Source organism: Marinobacter sp. CA1 (assembly GCF_020546665.1).
In the GTDB taxonomy this organism is placed as follows: Bacteria; Pseudomonadota; Gammaproteobacteria; order Pseudomonadales; family Oleiphilaceae; genus Marinobacter; species Marinobacter xestospongiae.
Genome location: NZ_CP071785.1, coordinates 4,605,770 through 4,622,951, shown reverse-complemented (window position 1 = coordinate 4,622,951; position 17,182 = coordinate 4,605,770). Strand labels below are relative to the sequence as shown.

Annotated in this window: 22 protein-coding genes; 7 read left to right on the top strand and 15 right to left on the bottom strand. The window is 64.6% G+C overall.

The window, feature by feature from the left end; genetic code table 11:
- Positions 1-64 precede the first annotated feature (64 nt).
- Both J2887_RS21165 and J2887_RS21160 read left to right on the top strand, forming a co-directional pair.
- Complete coding sequence (locus J2887_RS21165; RefSeq protein ID WP_227173100.1) at positions 65-262, top strand: DUF2892 domain-containing protein; 198 nt, start codon at positions 65-67, stop codon at positions 260-262.
- A 12-nt stretch (positions 263-274) separates the two neighbouring features.
- Positions 275-721, top strand: a complete 447-nt coding sequence (locus J2887_RS21160) for a hypothetical protein (protein ID WP_227173099.1) — start codon at positions 275-277, stop codon at positions 719-721.
- A 309-nt stretch (positions 722-1,030) separates the two neighbouring features.
- On the opposite strand, the gene J2887_RS21155 is transcribed toward J2887_RS21160, so the two are convergent.
- From J2887_RS21155 to J2887_RS21140, 4 genes are all read right to left on the bottom strand, one after another.
- On the bottom strand, positions 1,031-1,291 hold the full coding sequence (locus tag J2887_RS21155; RefSeq protein WP_227176195.1) for a hypothetical protein: 261 nt from the start codon (positions 1,289-1,291) through the stop codon (positions 1,031-1,033).
- Between the two features lie 74 nt (positions 1,292-1,365).
- A complete protein-coding gene (locus J2887_RS21150; protein ID WP_227173098.1) occupies positions 1,366-1,944 on the bottom strand; it encodes an O-methyltransferase in 579 nt (192 codons plus the stop codon).
- A 76-nt stretch (positions 1,945-2,020) separates the two neighbouring features.
- A complete protein-coding gene (locus J2887_RS21145) occupies positions 2,021-2,296 on the bottom strand; it encodes a hypothetical protein (protein ID WP_227173097.1) in 276 nt (91 codons plus the stop codon).
- A gap of 36 nt (positions 2,297-2,332) precedes the next feature.
- Positions 2,333-2,836: a DUF2938 domain-containing protein gene (locus J2887_RS21140; RefSeq protein ID WP_227173096.1), complete on the bottom strand. Its 504-nt coding sequence runs from the start codon at positions 2,834-2,836 to the stop codon at positions 2,333-2,335.
- A 60-nt stretch (positions 2,837-2,896) separates the two neighbouring features.
- Between J2887_RS21140 and J2887_RS21135 the strand changes: the two genes are divergently transcribed.
- Positions 2,897-3,571 carry an ArsR/SmtB family transcription factor gene (locus J2887_RS21135; protein WP_227173095.1) on the top strand — a complete coding sequence of 225 codons (675 nt, stop codon included), beginning with the start codon at positions 2,897-2,899 and terminating at the stop codon, positions 3,569-3,571.
- 36 nt (positions 3,572-3,607) lie between these two features.
- Here the strand turns inward: J2887_RS21135 and J2887_RS21130 are convergent, their stop codons facing one another.
- The 3 genes from J2887_RS21130 to J2887_RS21120 are packed head-to-tail and all read right to left on the bottom strand — an operon-like array spanning position 3,608 to position 5,025.
- Positions 3,608-4,105: a DUF523 domain-containing protein gene (locus J2887_RS21130; RefSeq protein WP_227173094.1), complete on the bottom strand. Its 498-nt coding sequence runs from the start codon at positions 4,103-4,105 to the stop codon at positions 3,608-3,610.
- A complete protein-coding gene (locus J2887_RS21125) occupies positions 4,098-4,661 on the bottom strand; it encodes a methylated-DNA--[protein]-cysteine S-methyltransferase (protein ID WP_227173093.1) in 564 nt (187 codons plus the stop codon). Before J2887_RS21125 ends, J2887_RS21130 begins: the two co-directional genes overlap by 8 nt.
- 7 nt (positions 4,662-4,668) lie before the next feature.
- Positions 4,669-5,025, bottom strand: coding sequence for a VOC family protein (locus J2887_RS21120; RefSeq protein ID WP_227173092.1), 357 nt, complete (start codon positions 5,023-5,025; stop codon positions 4,669-4,671).
- Between the two features lie 152 nt (positions 5,026-5,177).
- On the opposite strand from J2887_RS21120, the gene J2887_RS21115 reads away from it, so the two are divergent.
- The gene (locus tag J2887_RS21115; RefSeq protein WP_227173091.1) at positions 5,178-5,840 is read left to right on the top strand and encodes a transglutaminase-like domain-containing protein; all 663 of its coding nucleotides are present in this window, start codon (positions 5,178-5,180) and stop codon (positions 5,838-5,840) included.
- Between the two features lie 46 nt (positions 5,841-5,886).
- Here J2887_RS21115 and J2887_RS21110 read toward each other — a convergent pair whose 3' ends face one another.
- From J2887_RS21110 to J2887_RS21080, 7 genes are all read right to left on the bottom strand, one after another.
- Positions 5,887-6,189, bottom strand: coding sequence for a hypothetical protein (locus J2887_RS21110; RefSeq protein ID WP_227173090.1), 303 nt, complete (start codon positions 6,187-6,189; stop codon positions 5,887-5,889).
- A 110-nt stretch (positions 6,190-6,299) separates the two neighbouring features.
- Complete coding sequence (locus J2887_RS21105; RefSeq protein WP_227173089.1) at positions 6,300-6,608, bottom strand: putative quinol monooxygenase; 309 nt, start codon at positions 6,606-6,608, stop codon at positions 6,300-6,302.
- Between the two features lie 72 nt (positions 6,609-6,680).
- The gene (locus tag J2887_RS21100; RefSeq protein ID WP_227173088.1) at positions 6,681-7,049 is read right to left on the bottom strand and encodes a MerR family transcriptional regulator; all 369 of its coding nucleotides are present in this window, start codon (positions 7,047-7,049) and stop codon (positions 6,681-6,683) included.
- 16 nt (positions 7,050-7,065) lie between these two features.
- Complete coding sequence (locus J2887_RS21095) at positions 7,066-7,362, bottom strand: YciI family protein (protein ID WP_227173087.1); 297 nt, start codon at positions 7,360-7,362, stop codon at positions 7,066-7,068.
- 46 nt (positions 7,363-7,408) lie between these two features.
- Positions 7,409-7,990, bottom strand: coding sequence for a GNAT family N-acetyltransferase (locus J2887_RS21090; RefSeq protein WP_227173086.1), 582 nt, complete (start codon positions 7,988-7,990; stop codon positions 7,409-7,411).
- Between the two features lie 186 nt (positions 7,991-8,176).
- Complete coding sequence (locus J2887_RS21085; protein WP_227173085.1) at positions 8,177-9,028, bottom strand: bifunctional transcriptional activator/DNA repair enzyme AdaA; 852 nt, start codon at positions 9,026-9,028, stop codon at positions 8,177-8,179.
- A 90-nt stretch (positions 9,029-9,118) separates the two neighbouring features.
- Positions 9,119-10,081, bottom strand: a complete 963-nt coding sequence (locus J2887_RS21080) for an AraC family transcriptional regulator (RefSeq protein ID WP_227173084.1) — start codon at positions 10,079-10,081, stop codon at positions 9,119-9,121.
- Between the two features lie 574 nt (positions 10,082-10,655).
- Here J2887_RS21080 and J2887_RS21075 point away from each other — a divergent pair.
- From J2887_RS21075 to J2887_RS21065, 3 genes are all read left to right on the top strand, one after another.
- Positions 10,656-11,834, top strand: coding sequence for an efflux RND transporter periplasmic adaptor subunit (locus tag J2887_RS21075; RefSeq protein WP_227173083.1), 1,179 nt, complete (start codon positions 10,656-10,658; stop codon positions 11,832-11,834).
- A gap of 105 nt (positions 11,835-11,939) precedes the next feature.
- The gene (locus J2887_RS21070; protein ID WP_227173082.1) at positions 11,940-15,143 is read left to right on the top strand and encodes an efflux RND transporter permease subunit; all 3,204 of its coding nucleotides are present in this window, start codon (positions 11,940-11,942) and stop codon (positions 15,141-15,143) included.
- Positions 15,136-16,557: an efflux transporter outer membrane subunit gene (locus tag J2887_RS21065; RefSeq protein ID WP_227173081.1), complete on the top strand. Its 1,422-nt coding sequence runs from the start codon at positions 15,136-15,138 to the stop codon at positions 16,555-16,557. The genes J2887_RS21070 and J2887_RS21065 overlap by 8 nt, the downstream gene beginning before the upstream one ends.
- Here J2887_RS21065 and J2887_RS21060 read toward each other — a convergent pair.
- Positions 16,554-17,129 (bottom strand): retropepsin-like aspartic protease family protein, encoded by a 576-nt coding sequence (locus J2887_RS21060; protein ID WP_227173080.1) that lies wholly within the window; start codon positions 17,127-17,129, stop codon positions 16,554-16,556. The two genes, J2887_RS21065 and J2887_RS21060, sit on opposite strands and share 4 nt — an antisense overlap.
- Positions 17,130-17,182: the final 53 nt, after the last annotated feature.

Here is a 17,182-nt window from a genome sequence, read left to right as displayed (position 1 = left end):
CTGAGCGCCAACGCCGGCGGCCTTAAAGTCAGGCCATCAACCACCGGTTTGGGAGTAACTGCTGATGTGCAAAAACCTTGGACCCATCGACCGCAGCCTGCGTCTTGTTGTCGGCCTGGCGCTGATCGCGCTGGTCTTCATCGGCCCACAGACCCCGTGGGGCTGGCTGGGGGTAGTGCCGCTGGCCACCGCCGCCCTGGGCAACTGCCCCGCCTACCGGCTGCTGGGCATCAACACCTGCCACACCCGCAAACCCCGCTAATAGGAGACCGCCATGTCCATCATCATCCGCCGACTGTGGCTCGCCGTGCTGCTGTGTCTGACCACCACTGTCGCCACCGCCGAGGAGACATCCACCATGACCGTCGACCAGACCCTGCTGATCCTTTCCAGCGCCTCGCCCCAAACCCAGGGCATGGCCATGGTGCTGGGCAACACCCTGGCCAGTCAGGGCACCCGGGTGCGGGTGTTGCTGTGTGACCAGGCCGGCGACCTGGCGCTCGCCAACCCGCCAGCCACGGTGCTGGCGCCGAAACAGGTCACTCCGGCGCAATTGCTCCGGCGGCTGCAGCAGCAGGGCGCCGAAGTCCAGGTCTGTGCGCTCTATCTGCCCAACAGCGAGCATGGCGAGGAAGATCTGGCGGAGGGCGTCACCGTCGCGACACCGCCGGCAATGGCCAGCCTGATGCGGGACGCCAGGGTGCGGGTGTTTACCTTCTGAAGCGGACGGTGACGAAATACCTGAACGGCACCGGGGCGCGGGGCTAGTGTCCCGTCTGGTTAATTCGTTGACTTACTGAGCCACTGACAACCCGAAGAGCTAGGAGTGCTGGTGAAGGTTTGGTGGTTCCAAATCGAGACAGTACAACGACGCTATTCGGGTTGTCAGTGGCTCCCGAAGGGCTTGTCTCTGAGGGCTCTGAGCCTGTGTTGCCACTGCTTGATGTGGAACCACCACATCGGCACAGCGGCGCCTTGGTCAGAACCCTCAGAGACAAGCATTAAGTTAACGAATTAACCAGACGGGACACTAGCAGCCCCCGCCGCCGTCACCGCCACCGCAGCCGCCACCACCGTCACCGAAGCCGCCAAAACCGCCGCTGCCAGTCCCGCCGCCGCCACCGGAACCACCGCGGTAGTCCAGGTGGCAGAACAGCCAGATTATGCCAGCGACCACCGAGCCGCCACACAGAAACGGGAACAGGAAACCGGTCAGCAACTGACCGGAATCCGCGTCTGAGAACCGGTAGGACACACCGCCCACCAGCAGGATGATCAACAGCGCTTTCATTGTTCTTCCTTTACTCTCTTGCGGCCTGGCGGCGACGCCACAACAAGTGTCCCGACCTGGCCAATAGCAGCCAGTCAGTCCGGATGACGGCAGGCCACCAGTTCTCCCTTGCCGACCGGCACAATGGCGGTGGTAAACAGCCCACTGGCCTCCACCGCTGCCAGGAAGGGCGCCACCTCATCCGCGTGCGACAGCACATTGTCGCACACCAGCAAACCGCCGGGGCGGACCAGTCGGAACACGTCTTCCGCCATCGCCGGGTACTGGCTGCGGTCGGCATCCAGGAACACCAGGTCAAACGCGGTCGACTGCTCCGCCAGGTAAGCGGCGGCGTCGGCTTCCACCAGCTCAACCCGTTCCGTCAGCCCGGCGCGAGCCAGGTTGTCCGCGGCCATGGCCAGTTTATCAGCGGCGCTGTCCAGCGAAACCACGCAGCCATCCGCCGGCAAAGACGACGCCAGCCACAGGGTGGAATAGCCGTTGGAAGTGCCCACCTCCAGCACCCGGCGACAGCCACCGGCTTTCAGCAGCACCGCCAGCAGCTCACCGGTATCGCGGGTGATGTTGAGCAGCTTGCGGGCACGGTCGGTTTCCCGAGCGTCGTTGGTTTCTCCGAGGGTTTCCAGTTCAGCCAGCAGCGAGGACAGCGCCATGGGTTCTCTCCCTGAAATGGGGCCGGCCGGGCGCCTCGGATCGCACAGAGGCGATTCAGAGTTGATCTGAGGCTCCCTAAAAACGGTCGTTGTCCGGCAGGCCCAGGTTGTTGATACGGGTCTTGCGCAGCAGTTTCAGCAACAGATTGCGGCAGCTGCGCAAGACAGGGTACACCAGCGCCGCCCGCCGCGGGGAGCGGAACAGCCAGTAGTTGAAGCGGTTGAATAAGCCGGAACGGCCGCTGATTAACGCCAGGGTATGGATAGCGTCGGCGCCGACTCCTCCCGGGCATTCACCGTCGTACACCAAGAGGATCTCGGGCGTTTGCCCGGGAGATGGGGATCGAACCATGGCCGGCCCTCACGTCGAGTTCGCCAAAGTCCGCCATTATGCCGTTATCCACCGGGCCAGGAGCAAGGCCGACAGGTACAGCCCCAGCCCGAACACCGCGTGGGTCAGCAGACTGCGGAAGCGGGCCTGGGCCGGGTTGGGGGTGCGAGACGCGGCCACGCCGGCCCCCAGCGCCGGCTGCATCACCAGGAACGGCGCCGCCACCGTCAACACGCCAAAGGCCAGGGCCGGTCCGGGGGTCGGCTGACGGGCCCACTCCAGTCCCCACAGTTGCAACAGCACCACACCAAAGATCACCCCGACGGCATAATGCACCGCCCAGCCCAGGGCGCGCTCCCCCGCCATCGGCGGCACTTTCGCAATAGGTCCATGCCGCCAGTTACCCTGGGCCAACTGTCCAACCCAGCGGCCCACCAGCGCCCAGTCGAGAGACGCCATACCCAGCAGCAGCCGGGCCAGCCAGGCCCACAGATCCATCACCACGGTGGCGCCCGTTCCCACCAGCGCACCCCAGAACAGCAATTCGAGACTTGTGCTCATACTCCATTCCCTACATTCAATTGATTGATTGAATGATGAAGGGATGATAGCGTCTGGTCAATGACACGACTGCCTTCTGCCCAATCCCTGGTCCAGGACTCCGCCGATCTGGCGCGTACTCTGGGTCACCCCCACCGCCTGTCGCTGCTGGAGCACATTGCCCAGGGCGAACGGGCGGTGGAGTCGCTGGCCCAGCTTTCCGGGCTGAGCGTGGCCAATGCCTCCCAGCACCTGCAACACCTGAAACGGGCCGGACTGGTGCAAACCCGCCGCGACGGCAAACGGGTGCTGTATCGGCTCGGAGACGGCCCGATCCTGCCCTTGCTGGCGGCACTGCGGGAATTCAGCGAACAGCAGCGCCGTCGGGTCCAGGCGATGGTGGATGACAGCGTCTATCAGCCAGACACCCTGGAGGCGATCGATTGCGACGCGCTGCTGCAACGGTTGCAGGACGGTGACGTCACCCTGCTGGATGTGCGGACTGAAGCCGATTACGCCCTGGGCCACCTGCCCGGCGCCATCAACATTCCGTTTGAGGAGTTGGCCCAGCGGCTGACCGAGTTGCCCGCCGATCGTCCGGTGGTGGCCTACTGCCGCGGTCCCCACTGCCTGCTCTCCCACGACACCGTGATCGCCCTGCGGGCCCGGGGGCTGGAGGCACTGCGACTGATCAACGGCTATCCCCAGTGGCAGGCCGCCGGGCTGACGGTGGAAACCGGCCCGGCCGTGCAGTAACTCACGTCCCAGCTGACGCAGTCGCCAAAGCAGTAATTATCGAGCGCCGGGGCTGGCGCGCAAGGCGGCGTCCGCCTCTGCCAGCCGGTGCTGGCTGAAAACCTGGATGCCATGGGCGGTCAGCAGCGCGGTGGTCACGCCGACGCCATCGCGCTTGTGGCCGGCAAAGCGACCGTCGTAGATGGTCTGGCTGCCGCAGGACGGACTGGACTCGGTCAGCACCGCCACCCGGATACCATGGCGCTGGCATGCCGCCAGGGCCAGTTCGGCCCCACGCCGGAAGGCATCGGTCACCACACCGCCGTCCCGCTCCGTCACCGTTGCGGAACCGGCCAGTACATCGCGCCCGTCACCTCCCTGGATCTCCGCCGGTGAGCGGGGAATGGCCATACCGGCGTCCACTTCCGGACACACCGTCACCACCCGACCTTCGGACTGCCAGCGGGCCAGGATGTCGTCCGTCACCGCCAGGCCACCACCGTCGTAACGCACCCGGCGGCCCAACAGGCAGGCACTGAGCAATACTTTATTCATCGTTGGTCTCCGCACTGGGATGGTCGGCAAACAGTGGCAGCTGCCCCACATGTTCCTGTTCCAGCCGCAGCAGGCGGCGCTTCAGCTCAAGGCCGCCACCGTAACCCACCAGCTCACCGCGGCGGCCAATGATGCGATGGCAGGGCACCACCAACGCCAGCGCATTGGCGCCGTTGGCATTGGCCACCGCCCGCACCGCCTGCGGCTGCCCCAGCCGTTCCGCCAGCTCACCATAACTGGCGGTACCGCCGTAGGGCACCGCCATCAGCGCCTGCCACACCGCCTGCTGGAACTCACTGCCCGCCAGCCGCAGCGGCAACTCGAACTGTTGCCGCTCGCCACGACCGTATTCCTCCAACTGGGCAATCGTAGCGTCGATTACCGGATCATCCGCCTCCAGGAACGACGCCCCCAGGTTGCGCTGGACCCGCTGATCCACACGCTGACGTAACCGCCGATAGCGATAGTCCAGCAGGCACAGCTGCCCCTGGTAGGCGCCAATCACAAACTCCGCCAACGGGCCACGCCAGGTGCGCACATGGATCGAATCGGACATGGAAAGACTACTCCGTCAAATGCTCAAGAATGTTCACCAGCCGGTCAAAGGGATCACGCACGAAGAAGCGGCGCACGCCCCAGGGCTCAGTCACCGGCCCATACTCCAGATCGATACCCGCCGCGTTGATCCGGGCAAGCACCGCGTCGAGATCGTCCACCTCCACCGACAGATCGGGCACCGGGGTATCGCCACCGCCCTGCTCGGCGAAGCTGACCTGCACCGACATCCGTTGCTGATTGCCATAGGTGCGGAGCCAGCCGTGGTCCATCAACAGCGACAGCCCCAGGATATCCTCATAGAACGCCTTGGCCCGGGCCGGGTCCGGCGTTGCAATATTAGCGACAATGCGAGTGACGGTCATGATGCCTCCTGCTCATAGATTAGCGCTGCAAACCAGTGGCCGATGGGGCCAACCGAATTGTCCGATTTTCCTATTGTGGCCCACGACCAGGTGCGGGAGCATCCCTTGTATCCGCCCTAAACCGCATCTGATCAACTTCGTGGACGTGACGTATGGACAACTACCTGCAGGCAACCCGTTTTTTCGACTACCGCCAGCCCCAGCTGGCGCAGTGGATCGACCAGCAGCTCGACGGCGTTGCCACCGATCCGGTGAGCCAGATGCGGGCCCTGTACCTGGCCGTGCGGGATGAGGTGCACTACAACCCCTACGTGTTCAGTGATGACCCTGACACCTTCCGCGCCAGTCACGCCCTGATCAGCGGCGAATCCTACTGCATTCCCAAGGCGATTCTGCTGGGGGCCGCCGCCCGGGCCATCGGCGTGCCCAGCCGGCTGGGTCTGGCGGATGTCCGCAACCACCTGTCCAGCCCCAAGCTGATCGAGTTCCTGCGATCAGACATCTTCCGCATGCACGGCTATATCGAACTCTACCTGAATGAGCGCTGGGTCAAGGCCACCCCGGCCTTCAACAACCGCCTGTGTCAGATTATGGGGGTTGAGCCACTGGCCTTTGACGGGCTGCGGGATTCGGTATTCCAGCAGTACACCGCCGACGGCCACGCCCACATGGAATACATTGAGGACCACGGCGTGTTCGATGACCTGCCCCACGAGTTCATCGTCGACAGTGTGCGGACCCATTACAGCCACCTGTTTCAGGACGGTGAACTGCAGGACCATCGCCGCGACAGCCTGGAAAGCGATCTGGCCTGACGGCGATCCTCATGGAGCCGCCATCCAGGGCTCAGACTTTCAGGGTTCAGGTCCACATGGCCCAGCGAATCCGCACCAGACGCTCCAGCATCTGGGTCTCCAGGGCGTAATCGGCGTCATCGGGGAAGCGGTTGTCAGCGTAACCACACCACCAGTCGTACAGGGCCTTGAGTTCACGGTAGGTCTCACGCTGGCGTTCATCCGCCTGCCAGTCGGTGTTGCCATCGAGCAGGCGTTCTTTTTCCACACAATCTTTCAGCAATTGAAAACAGGCATGCAGCATGACGGTGTCCTTGTCGCGCCATTCGTTGTCCAGAGAATCGATTTTCAGCAGGTTGGCCGGGTCCATTCTGTACCTGTCGCTGGCCGGACTCCGTCCGGCCCGGTGAATTAGGGAACCTCCGATCAGGGACAACACCTTAAGGATTTCTGCCGCCGGCACAAGCCGGCGGGTGGCCATCAGTGAGTGGCGCCCTGGACCCGGTGCAACAGCGTCACTTCCGTGGGTACCGCCAGCCATTGTTCGAACTGGGCCACCACCGCCTCGGTGTGGGGCTGACGATGGTGGTCATCCAGGGCCTGGCGGTCCACCCATTCCTCGTACAGGTACAGGCAACCATCGTCCGGTGAGCAGTGCAGCTCGAACTGCAGGCAACCGGGTTCGGCGTGGGTGGCCGGCAGCATCGCCAGCAGCGCCGCCTTGGCATCCTCCAGGTGAGCCGCTTTGGGGGAGATCTTGGCAAAAACAAACAGGGTGTTACGGGACATGTTCGGAATCCTCCTGGGTTATTGAACGACTGTGACTCAGGAGGAAGGCTACGCCTTGGAGTGAACTCTCAGTCAAGAACCGGTCTTGCCGGCCAGTTGCTGGCGATACCAGGCGATTTTGCGGGTCAGGTTGTCCAGGTGAGCCTGCTGCTGTCGGATGTGGGCGTCGAGCGCCTCGGCGTGGCACTCCAGCACCGCCTGGCGCGCCGCCATGGTGGTGTCGCCTTCGGCTCGCAGGCGGGCGTATTCCAGCATCTGTTCAACCGGCATGCCGGTGTCCCGCAAGCGGTGCACGAAGCCGATCCACTCCAGGTCCCGCTCGGAGAAATAGCGGTGGCCATTGGGTCGGCGACGCACCTCTCCCAGCAGACCCAGCTTGTCGTAATAGCGGATGGTGTGCGGACTCAGCCCCACCCGCTCGGCGAACTGCTTGACGTTCATCGACGCGACACCCGTCTCACTGCAGGGAGTCCTTGATCGACTCGAACCCCGGCGCCACCTTGGTGGCGAGGAACTCAGTGACCTCGTATTCCGCCACACCCGCCTGCTGGAACGGATCTTCCGCCAGGATTGCGTCGAGCTGCTCACGGCTGGCCACCCGGGCCAGGATGATGCCCCCGGTGCGGGGCACCTTGCGCCCGGATGCAACAAAGTGGCCCCTGGCGTAGTGCCGCTCGAGAAACTCGACATGGGCGGCCAGGTGGGGCTCAACCTCAGACAACTCAACAACGTAGGTCAGGGATACAACGAACATGGGGCCTCCACTCATGGTTTGAGTTCACCGCGCACAGGGCGAACCTTCAGGGCTGCATCTTGCTCAGCAGGTTATTCTTCACCGCTGGCCACTCACTGGCAATGATGGAATAAACCACGGTATCGCGGTAAGAGCCGTCCGCCATGATCTGGTGATTGCGCAGAATACCGTCCTGCTTGGCCCCCAACCGTTCGATGGCGGCTCGGGACGCCTGGTTGAAGAAGTGGGTGCGGAACTCCACGGCGACGGCGCCGGCCTGCTCGAAAAGCTGGCCGAGCAACAGCAGCTTGCATTCGGTGTTGACGGCACTGCGGCGCACGGCGGCGGCATACCAGGTATAACCGATCATCGCCCGACGGTTGGCGGCGTCGACGTTGTAGTAGCGGGTGGTACCCACGATGTCGCCACTGGCCCGGGATCGCACCGCGTAGGCAATATCGCCACACTCGGCGGCCGCCATGGCCTGACGCACGTACTCCGGTATCGCGGCCACGGTCGGTACCGAGGCGTACCACAGCTTCCAGCCTTCACCGTCCGCCACCGCCCGCTGCAACGGCTCGATGTGAGCTTCCGTGAGCGGCTCCAGGGTGACCACCTGGCCGGTCAGTGCTTCGTTCTCAATCCACATAGCGTTATCCACATGCGTGTTTTACACACCCTGTCCACAGGCTGTCCGCCCATTTGACCACCGCTTACCCACGAAGTTATCCACAGACGACCGCCAGCGCTGGCCCGTAACGACAGGACCCGGACGGAAAGATACCAGATTGCCAGCGCCAGTGGGGCGAGCCGCCGCACTCGCGCTTAAGCCAGGTCACGCGGAGGTCAGATCGGGGGCATCGGCGCGAGCCAGCTCCCGCGCCAGGATCGCCTGCTTGCGGGTTTCTCCCCAGCGGTAGCCCCCCAGTTCGCCGCCCTGGCGCAACACTCGATGGCAGGGAATCGCCAGCGCCACCGGGTTGGCGCCGATCGCGGTGCCCACCGCCCGGGCTGCCGTGGGGTGGCCAATGGCAACCGCAACGTCGCGATAGCTGGCCAGGTGCCCGGGGGCCAATTGCAACAGCGCGCGCCAGACCTGAACCTGGAAGTTGGTGCCCTGCACCCACAGTGACAGGGGGGCACCGTCCTCGGCGGGCGCCGCCAGCAACCGCGCCACCACCCAGGCAGTGCCGGGCTGGTCTTCCACCACCCGGGCCTGGTGCCAGAGATCGAGCAGGCGCTGAAGCGGGGCCTGCGGCTGCGCCGGCGCCACGAACTCGAACTGGCACACACCCTTTGGCGTCAGCGCCACAAAGGCGGGCCCGAACGGCGTGGCGTGCACTCCCCAGGTGATGGTCATGCCGGCACCGCGCTGGCGGAACTCGGACGGTGTCACCGCTTCCAGCTGCACAAAGTGATCGTACAGCCGCGAACTGCTGCTCAGTCCCAACTCATCGCTGGTGGCCAGCAGGGATCGGCGGCTGTCCGCCAGCAGTTGCTTGGCCCGGGCCAGGGTCAGTGCCTGCAGGTAACGCTTGGGGGTCACCCCGGCCCAACGCCGGAACAGCCGCTGGAAGTGGTACTCACTGAGGTGGACATGCTCGGCTACGGCGGCCAGCGAGGGCTGGTCGCCGGTGTGGCTGCGGAGGTATTGGATGGCGCGGGCAATGCGCTCGTAGTCCGACATCGGCGGCACTCCTGATCATCACGGCAGAATCGTCAGTGTGCCCGCGCCGCCCGCACTCGGCCAGCCGGATCTTGCGCTTTGAGGGTCTCCCTAGGACAGCGCCGTCACCGCCTGTTCGCCCCGCAGCTTGATCACATCCGCCCGTGGCGGTGCGCCAAACAGGCGGCTGTACTCCCGACTGAAATGGGACGGGCTCTCGTAGCCAACCCGGTAACTGGCGGTGGCAGCCTCCAGCCCTTCCGACAGCATCAGTCGGCGGGCTTCGTGCAGGCGCAGCTTTTTCTGGTACTGCAGCGGCGACATCCGGGTCACCTGCTTGAAGGTGTGGAACAGCGCCGACTCACTCATGTTCACCTCATCCGCCAGCTCCCGCACCTTGAGAGATTCGGTGTAGCGGTCCTTGAGTACCGCAATCACCTTGGAGACCCGCTGGACTGACGAATCCGCCACCGCGAACTTGCGCATCCGCGGCCCCATTTCCCCCAGCAGTACCCGATAGAGGATCTCCCGCCGGATCAGCGGTGCCAGCACCGGAATGTCCTGGGGAACATCCAGCAGGCCAGTGAACCGGCACAGCGCATCCAGCAGCGGGCGTTCAATGGTGGCCATACTGAGCGCACAGTTACCCTCGGCGCAGCAATCGTTCACCGGCGGCAACTGCGCGCCCATTTCCAGCACCAGGTTACTGACTTCCTGGGGATCGAAAGTGAGCTTGAACGCCAGGTAGGGCGACTCCGGCGATGCGTCCAGAATGCGGCCCAGCACCGGCAGGTGAACCGAGGACACCATGTAGGTCAGGGCCTGGTAGAACAGCTCCCGGTCGCCAAAGCTGACGCTCTTGGTGCCCTGCACCATAAAACAGACCGACGGTTCGTACACCGTGGCGGTGCAACTGGTCGGGTTGTCGGACCGGAACAGCTGCAACCCGGGCACCAGGGTGTCCTGCACCTGCTGGTTCGGCGTCCAGCGCTCCACCGTCGAGGCAATGCGCTGGCGCATCTGCTCAATGTCGGCGTCCAGTTCCACGCCAGTTTCCTGATTACTGGTCAACATCGGTCACTCCCGCTCCTGGTGCATGCCCCATCTGGTGAATCACATCCGCTCAGCGATCGCCGAACACTGCATCGAAGTATACGGCGGGACAGGAATCACTTGGTTTGCCAACGAGAATTTTTGCAGTAATAGGCAATCAAAAAACAGGAACGGGCAAGCCATCACCGTCGACAGGCGTTGCACTTTTGTTACACCTTGAACGTTCGACAATTCGGCCGAATCACAATAAAAGCCTTTTATAACAGAGACTATAGAATGAACCCAGCACCCCATGCCATAACCTTTTCTTAATCGCTTTGCAGAATCAGGCAATCGTTTCGCAGTAATCCGATACCACCCGTTTGTCCCCACTCGGTAAGGTTCTCAACCATTCGTGGAGAAACCTTCCATCGACCAGAGCACTACCCCCTGCCCAGCTGTAGCGACGACAACAAACGGTTGACCTCAAGTTTACTTGAGGCATTACCGTGGCTGTCGATTTGTCCCTCGCCCAAACGATTGAGGGGACAGTCACCGGCAAAAACGGCCGCAACAGGTGGTGCTGGTACCTATTCGACAACGGGAGCAGAGAATCATGGAACGTCTGACCAACGACACACGCCGGCGCTCACCGCTGGCAGGCGGCCTGGCCCTGGTGCTGGCCATTTTCCTGAGCGGCTGTGAGGCCCAGAGCGAGGAAGCCATGGCCATGCCACCGCCGCCGGAAGTGGACGTGGCGCAGGTACTGGCCGAGCCGGTCACCCTGTGGCAATCCTTCACCGGCCGGGTGGCGGCCACCGACGCGGTGATGCTGAGGCCCCGGGTCAGCGGCTACATCCAGCAGGTGGCGTTCGACGAAGGCGCCTTGGTAGAAGCCGGCGATCTGCTGTTCCAGATCGACCCCCGCCCCTATCAGGCCCGGGTGCAGGCTGCCCAGGCCGAGCTGGCCCAGGCCAACAGCCAGCTGGCGTTGGCCCGCAGCGAAGCCGGCCGGGCCCGCAGCCTGCTGAAGAGCCGGGCCATCTCCCAGGAGGAATACGACCAGCGCGACGCCGCACTGATGGGCGCCCAGGCCAGCGTGGCAGCCGCCCGGGCGGCACTCACCAGCGCAGAGCTGAACCTGGAGTACACCCGGGTGACCGCACCGGTCAGCGGTCGCGCCGGCCGCGCCCTGGTCACCCGGGGCAACCTGGCCAACGCCGACCAGACCGAACTGACCACGGTGGTGTCCGTCGATCCGATGTACGTCTACTTCGAAGCGGATGAACAGACCGCTGCCGCCAGTCAGGCGCTGCTGGCCGCTGGCGGGCCGCAAACGGTGAAAATCCAGCTCGGCAACGACAGCGACCAGCCCCTCAGCGGTGAGCTGAACTTCATCGATAACCAGCTCAACGCCAGCACCGGCACCCTGCAGTATCGCGCCGTTCTGGCCAACCCCGGTGAACGCCTCAAACCCGGCCAGTTCGCCCGGGTCGAAATGCCGGTGGCGCAGCTGGACCAGGCCCTGATGGTCAACCGCAAAGCCGTACTGACCGACCAGGACCGTCGCTTTGTCTACGTCATCAATGACCAGAACCAGGCCACGCCCCGCCACGTCACCGTAGGTCGCCAGGTCGATGACCTGATGGTGATCCGCGACGGCCTGGCAAGCGGTGACCGGGTCATCGTCAACGGCGTTCAGAAAGTGTTCTACCCCGGCATGGAAGTCAGCCCGCAACAGGTGGCAATGCGGGAGACCGGAGACGACACCACCGTGGTGGCTGCCAGCCCCTGAACCGGACCGGGCCAGGGGCCCGGATCGCAGTGATCTAACACCCCACGTCCAGGGAACCAGAGACCGGCGGCAGCCTCCACGGCTGTCGCACAGGAGCCTTTTGTCATGAATTTTTCGCGATTTTTCGTGGACCGGCCGATCTTTGCGGCCGTGGTATCCATCATAATTTTCGCCATCGGGTTGATTTCCATCCCCAATCTGCCGATCAGCGAATACCCCGAAGTGGTGCCGCCGTCGGTGATGGTGCGCACCGTCTACCCCGGCGCCAACCCCAAGGAGATTGCCGACACCGTGGCCACGCCACTGGAAGAAGCGATCAACGGCGTTGAAGGCATGATGTACTTCAAGTCCGTGGCCGGGTCAGACGGCGTGCTGCAACTGACCGTCACCTTCCGCCCCGGAACCGACGCCGACGACGCCACCGTGAAGGTGCAGAACCGGGTCAGTCAGGCCCTGGCGCGGTTACCGGAAGCGGTCCGTCGCCAGGGTGTGACCACCCAGAAGCAGTCCCCCACCTTCCTGATGGTGGTGCACCTGACCTCTCCGGATGACCGCTACGACACCCTGTACCTGCGCAACTACGCCCGCCTGCACGTGCGCGATCGCCTGGCCCGCATCCAGGGCGTCGGCAATGCCCAGGTTTTCGGGGGCGGCGACTACGCCATGCGGGCCTGGCTTGATCCGGAGCGCATTGCCGCCCGCGGCCTGACCGCCAGCGATGTGGTACGGGCCATGCGCGAACAGAACGTGCAGGTGTCCGCCGGCCAGCTCGGTGCCGAGCCGGTGGCCAACAGTGACTTTCTCACCCTGATCAACGCCCGCGGCCGCCTGGAAACTCCAGAAGAGTTCGGCAACATCGTGCTCAAGCGCGGCGACGACGGCGAAATCCTGCGGCTGGCGGACGTCGCCCGGGTGGAGCTGGGTGCCGGCGACTACACCCTGCGCTCCCAGCTCAACGGCAAAGATGCCGTCGCGATCGGTATTTTCCAGGCCCCGGGCGCCAACGCCCTGCAGATCCGTAACGACGTGATCGCCACCATGGACGAGGCCGCTGAGCTATTCCCGGACGGCGTCGGCTACGAGGCGGTGTACGACACCACCATTTTTGTCAGCGATTCCATCAAGTCGGTGATCTCCACCCTGCTGGAAGCCGTGTTGCTGGTGGTGCTGGTGGTCACCCTGTTCCTGCAGACCTGGCGCGCCTCCATCATCCCGCTGCTGGCGGTGCCGGTGTCGGTGGTGGGCACGTTCGGGGCGCTGTACCTGCTGGGCTACTCCATCAACACCCTGACCCTGTTCGGTCTGGTGCTGGCCATCGGTATCGTGGTGGACGACGCCATCGTGGTGGTGGAAAACGTCGAACGGAACATTGAGGAAGGCCTTAAACCGCTGGCGGCGGCCCACCAGGCGATGAAAGAGGTGTCTGGCCCGATCGTCGCCATTGGCCTGGTGCTGTGTGCGGTGTTTATTCCGATGGCGTTCCTGTCCGGTGTCACCGGCCAGTTCTACCGTCAGTTCGCGGTCACCATCGCCATCTCCACGGTGATTTCCACCATCAACTCCCTGACTCTGTCTCCGGCCATGGCGGCGATGCTGCTGAAACCTCACAGTGCGCCCAAAGACCGTCTGCAACGGTTGATTGACGCCCTGTTCGGCTGGCTGTTCCGGCCCTTCAACCGCTTCTTCGACGCCAGTGCCCGCCGCTACGAAGGCGGTGTTTCACGGTCGCTGCGGCGCCGCGGCGCGGTGTTTGTGGTCTATGCCCTGCTGCTCACCGCCACCGGCTTCATGTTCAAGGTGGTGCCACCCGGCTTTATCCCGGTGCAGGACAAGCTGTACCTGATGGCGGGCGTGAAACTGCCGGAGGGGGCCTCACTGGAGCGTACCGATGAGCTGCTACAAAAGGTCACCGACATTGCCATGGCAACCGACGGCGTCGATCATGCCATCGCCTTCCCGGGCCTCAATGCGCTGCAGTTCACCAACACCGCCAACACCGGTGTGGTGTTCTTCCCCCTCAAGCCGTTCGAGGAACGCAGCCTCAGTGCCGAACAGATCAACGCCCGGATCAACCAGCAGATCGCCGGGCTGAAGGAAGGCTTTGCCTTCTCCTTCATGCCGCCACCGATTCTCGGCCTGGGCAGCGGGTCCGGCTACCAGATGTTCATCGAAGACCGCGGCAACCTCGGCTATGGCGCCCTGCAGGAAGCGGTCAACCGGTTCCAGGGCACGGTTGCCCAGACTCCGGGCATGAGCTTCCCGGTGACCAGCTACCAGGCCAACGTGCCACAGCTGGATGCCGAGGTGGACCGCCTCAAGGCCAAGGCCCAGGGGGTACCGCTCACCGAGCTGTTTGACACCCTGCAGACCTATCTGGGGTCCAGCTACGTCAACGACTTCAACCAGTTTGGCCGTACCTGGCAGGTGATCGCCCAGGCCGATGCCCCCTACCGCGACAGCATTGAGGACATCGCCCGGCTGCGGACCCGCAATGACCAGGGCGAGATGGTGCCCATCGGCTCGATGGTGACCCTGCGCGAGACCTTCGGTCCGGACCCGGTGATCCGCTTCAACGGCTACCCGGCAGCGGACCTGGCCGGCGAATCCGACCCCCGGGTGCTGTCTTCGGCCCAGGCCATGGGCGCCCTCGGCGGCATTGCCGCACAGGTGCTGCCGCCGGGCATGGACTTCGAGTGGAGCGACCTGAGCTACCAGCAGGCCAACCAGGGCAACGCCGCGCTGGTGGTGTTCCCGCTGGCCATCCTGCTGGTGTTCCTGGTACTGGCGGCGCTGTACGAAAGCTGGACCCTACCGCTGGCGGTGATCCTGATCGTGCCCATGTGCATGCTGTCGGCACTGATTGGCGTCTGGTTCGGCGATGGCGACAACAACATCTTTGTTCAGGTTGGTCTGGTGGTGTTGATCGGCCTCGCCTGCAAGAACGCCATCCTGATCGTCGAATTTGCCCGTGAGCTGGAACTGCAGGGCCGGGGCATTGTGGATGCGGCACTGGAAGCCTGCCGTCTGCGCCTGCGCCCCATCATCATGACGTCCATCACCTTCACCGCCGCCGTGGTGCCGCTGGTGCTGGCCACCGGTGCCGGCGCCGAAGTGCGGGCCGCGCTGGGCACCGCGGTGTTCGCCGGCATGATCGGGGTCACCCTGTTCGGCCTGTTCCTGACCCCGGTGTTCTACGTGGCCCTGCGCAAGCTGTCCGGCAGCAAGCCCCTGACCAGCCACCACAGCTCCACCCTGTCCGGGGACGACGACCAGAACCCGGCAGCATTGCCAGGAGGAAACCATGCCTAAGATGCGCCTGATCGCCAGCAGCTTGGTGCTGCTGGCCGGCTGCGCCGTCGGCCCGGACTACCAGCCGCCGACGCTGGAGGCTCCGGCCCGGTTCAGCACCGAGCATAACCAGCAGCCCTTCAATGCGACTGAGGAAGCCCGCTTCTGGCGAGGCTTTGGCGACCCGCTGCTGGCACAACTGATCGACCAGACCCTCACCGCCAACCTCGACCTGCAGGCGGCGCTGACCCGCTACCAGCGGGCCGAAGCGCTGCTGCGGGGCAGCCGCAGCGAGCAGTTGCCAACAATAGGCACAGGCGCCTCCGCGGCGGCACTGCACCTGCCCGAATCAGAGCGACCGGCTGGCGGGGACGGCGACATTGAACGTTTCCGGATCGACGCCAACGCCAGCTGGGAACTGGACCTGTTTGGTCGCCTGCGCCGCGCCACCGAGGCCCAGGGTGCCCGGCTGCAGGCCAGCGAAGCGGAACTGGACGCCTTGCGGGTAGCCCTGGTCGGGCAACTGGCCAGCAGTTATTTTGAACTGCGGGGGCTGCAACAGCAGCTGACGGTGGCCCAGCGCAATGTCACCCTGCAACAGGATTCCCTGGCCATCGTCAGCGCCCGCATGGACGCCGGCCGCAGCACCGACTTTGATGTCCTGCGGGCCCGTGCCCAACTGGCCAGCACCCGCGCCGTGGTGCCCCGGCTGGAGGCGGACATTCGTGTCCGCATGCATCGCCTGGCGGTGCTGACCGGTCAGGCGCCGGGACAGCTGGTGACGCGATTGCAGCCAGCCACGGCGCTGCCCACGGTCACCCCCGCCATCCCGGTGGGTAGCCCCGGTGACGTGTTGCGCCGGCGCCCGGACGTACGCCAGGCCGAACGCCAGCTGGCGGCGGCCACCGCCGACATTGGCGTGGCCACCGCCGACCTGTTCCCCCGCTTCAGCCTCGATGCCCTGCTGGGTACCGTGGCTCTGAACGGCGGCGACCTGTTCAGCGCCGGTGCGGAGTCCCGCCGGGTCGCTCTGGGTATCGACTGGACCTTCCTCAATTTCGGCCGGGTCCAGGCCCGCATCGACGCCGAGGATGCGGACGCCCGTGCCGCCCTGGCCGACTACCGCCAGGTGGTGCTGGAAGCCCTCGAGGAAACCGAGAACCGGCTGATACGCTACCAGCGCAGTCAGTTACGCACCGCCCAGCTGGAGACCGCCGCCGAGGCGGCCCAGGCCGCCGCGGACCTGGCCCGGACCCGCTATCGCCAGGGCTACATCGGCTACTTCGAGGTGCTCGACGCCGAGCGGGAACAGCTCGCCAGTGACCAGGCCCTGAGCCAAGGCCGCACCGACACGGTATTGGCCATGGTCGGCCTGTACCGCACCCTGGCCGGCGCCCCGGCGCCGGGGCAGGCGGTCAGCCAGCAAGGCCGCTAGCGGGCCGGCAGGGTCAGGATCAGCTGGCCTCCGCTCTGGCGGAGGTCCAGCTCTTTCAGGAACGACATCCCCAGCAGTATTTCATCGCCGTCAAAATCCGGCAGGATCGCCGCATTGACCGTGCGCTGCTCAATACCGCCGACCTGCACCGAATCCAGCAGGGTGTGGTACGCCATGGAGGTGCCATTGGCAGTGTGGGTCTGGTACATCACCCCGCGGGTAAGATCGAGATGGTTGGCCACGCCGCCGGGAATCGCCACCCGGGTGGCGCCGGTATCGAGCAGGAACTTTACCGGCTGACCGTTGATCCGGCCGGCAAACACATAATGACCACGGCGGTCTGCCGGGATCGTCACCACCAGGTCGCCATCGGCGTTCACCCGGCTCACCGGCTCATCCGCGTCCATCACCGGCACGGTGCTGTCGGATTCGTGAAACAGTACCGCCAGTACCACCAGCACCGCCGCCATCAGCAACGGAGCCGTTTTCTGAACCCGGTAGCGCCAGCCACTGCGACGCTGTTCGGCCCGCTCGGTGGCGATGCGAACCACTTTTTCAGGTTGCTTATTCATACCCAAACGCCAGCCCCGGACACCGGGGCCGGCTTTCCTCTCTATCGTGTTGA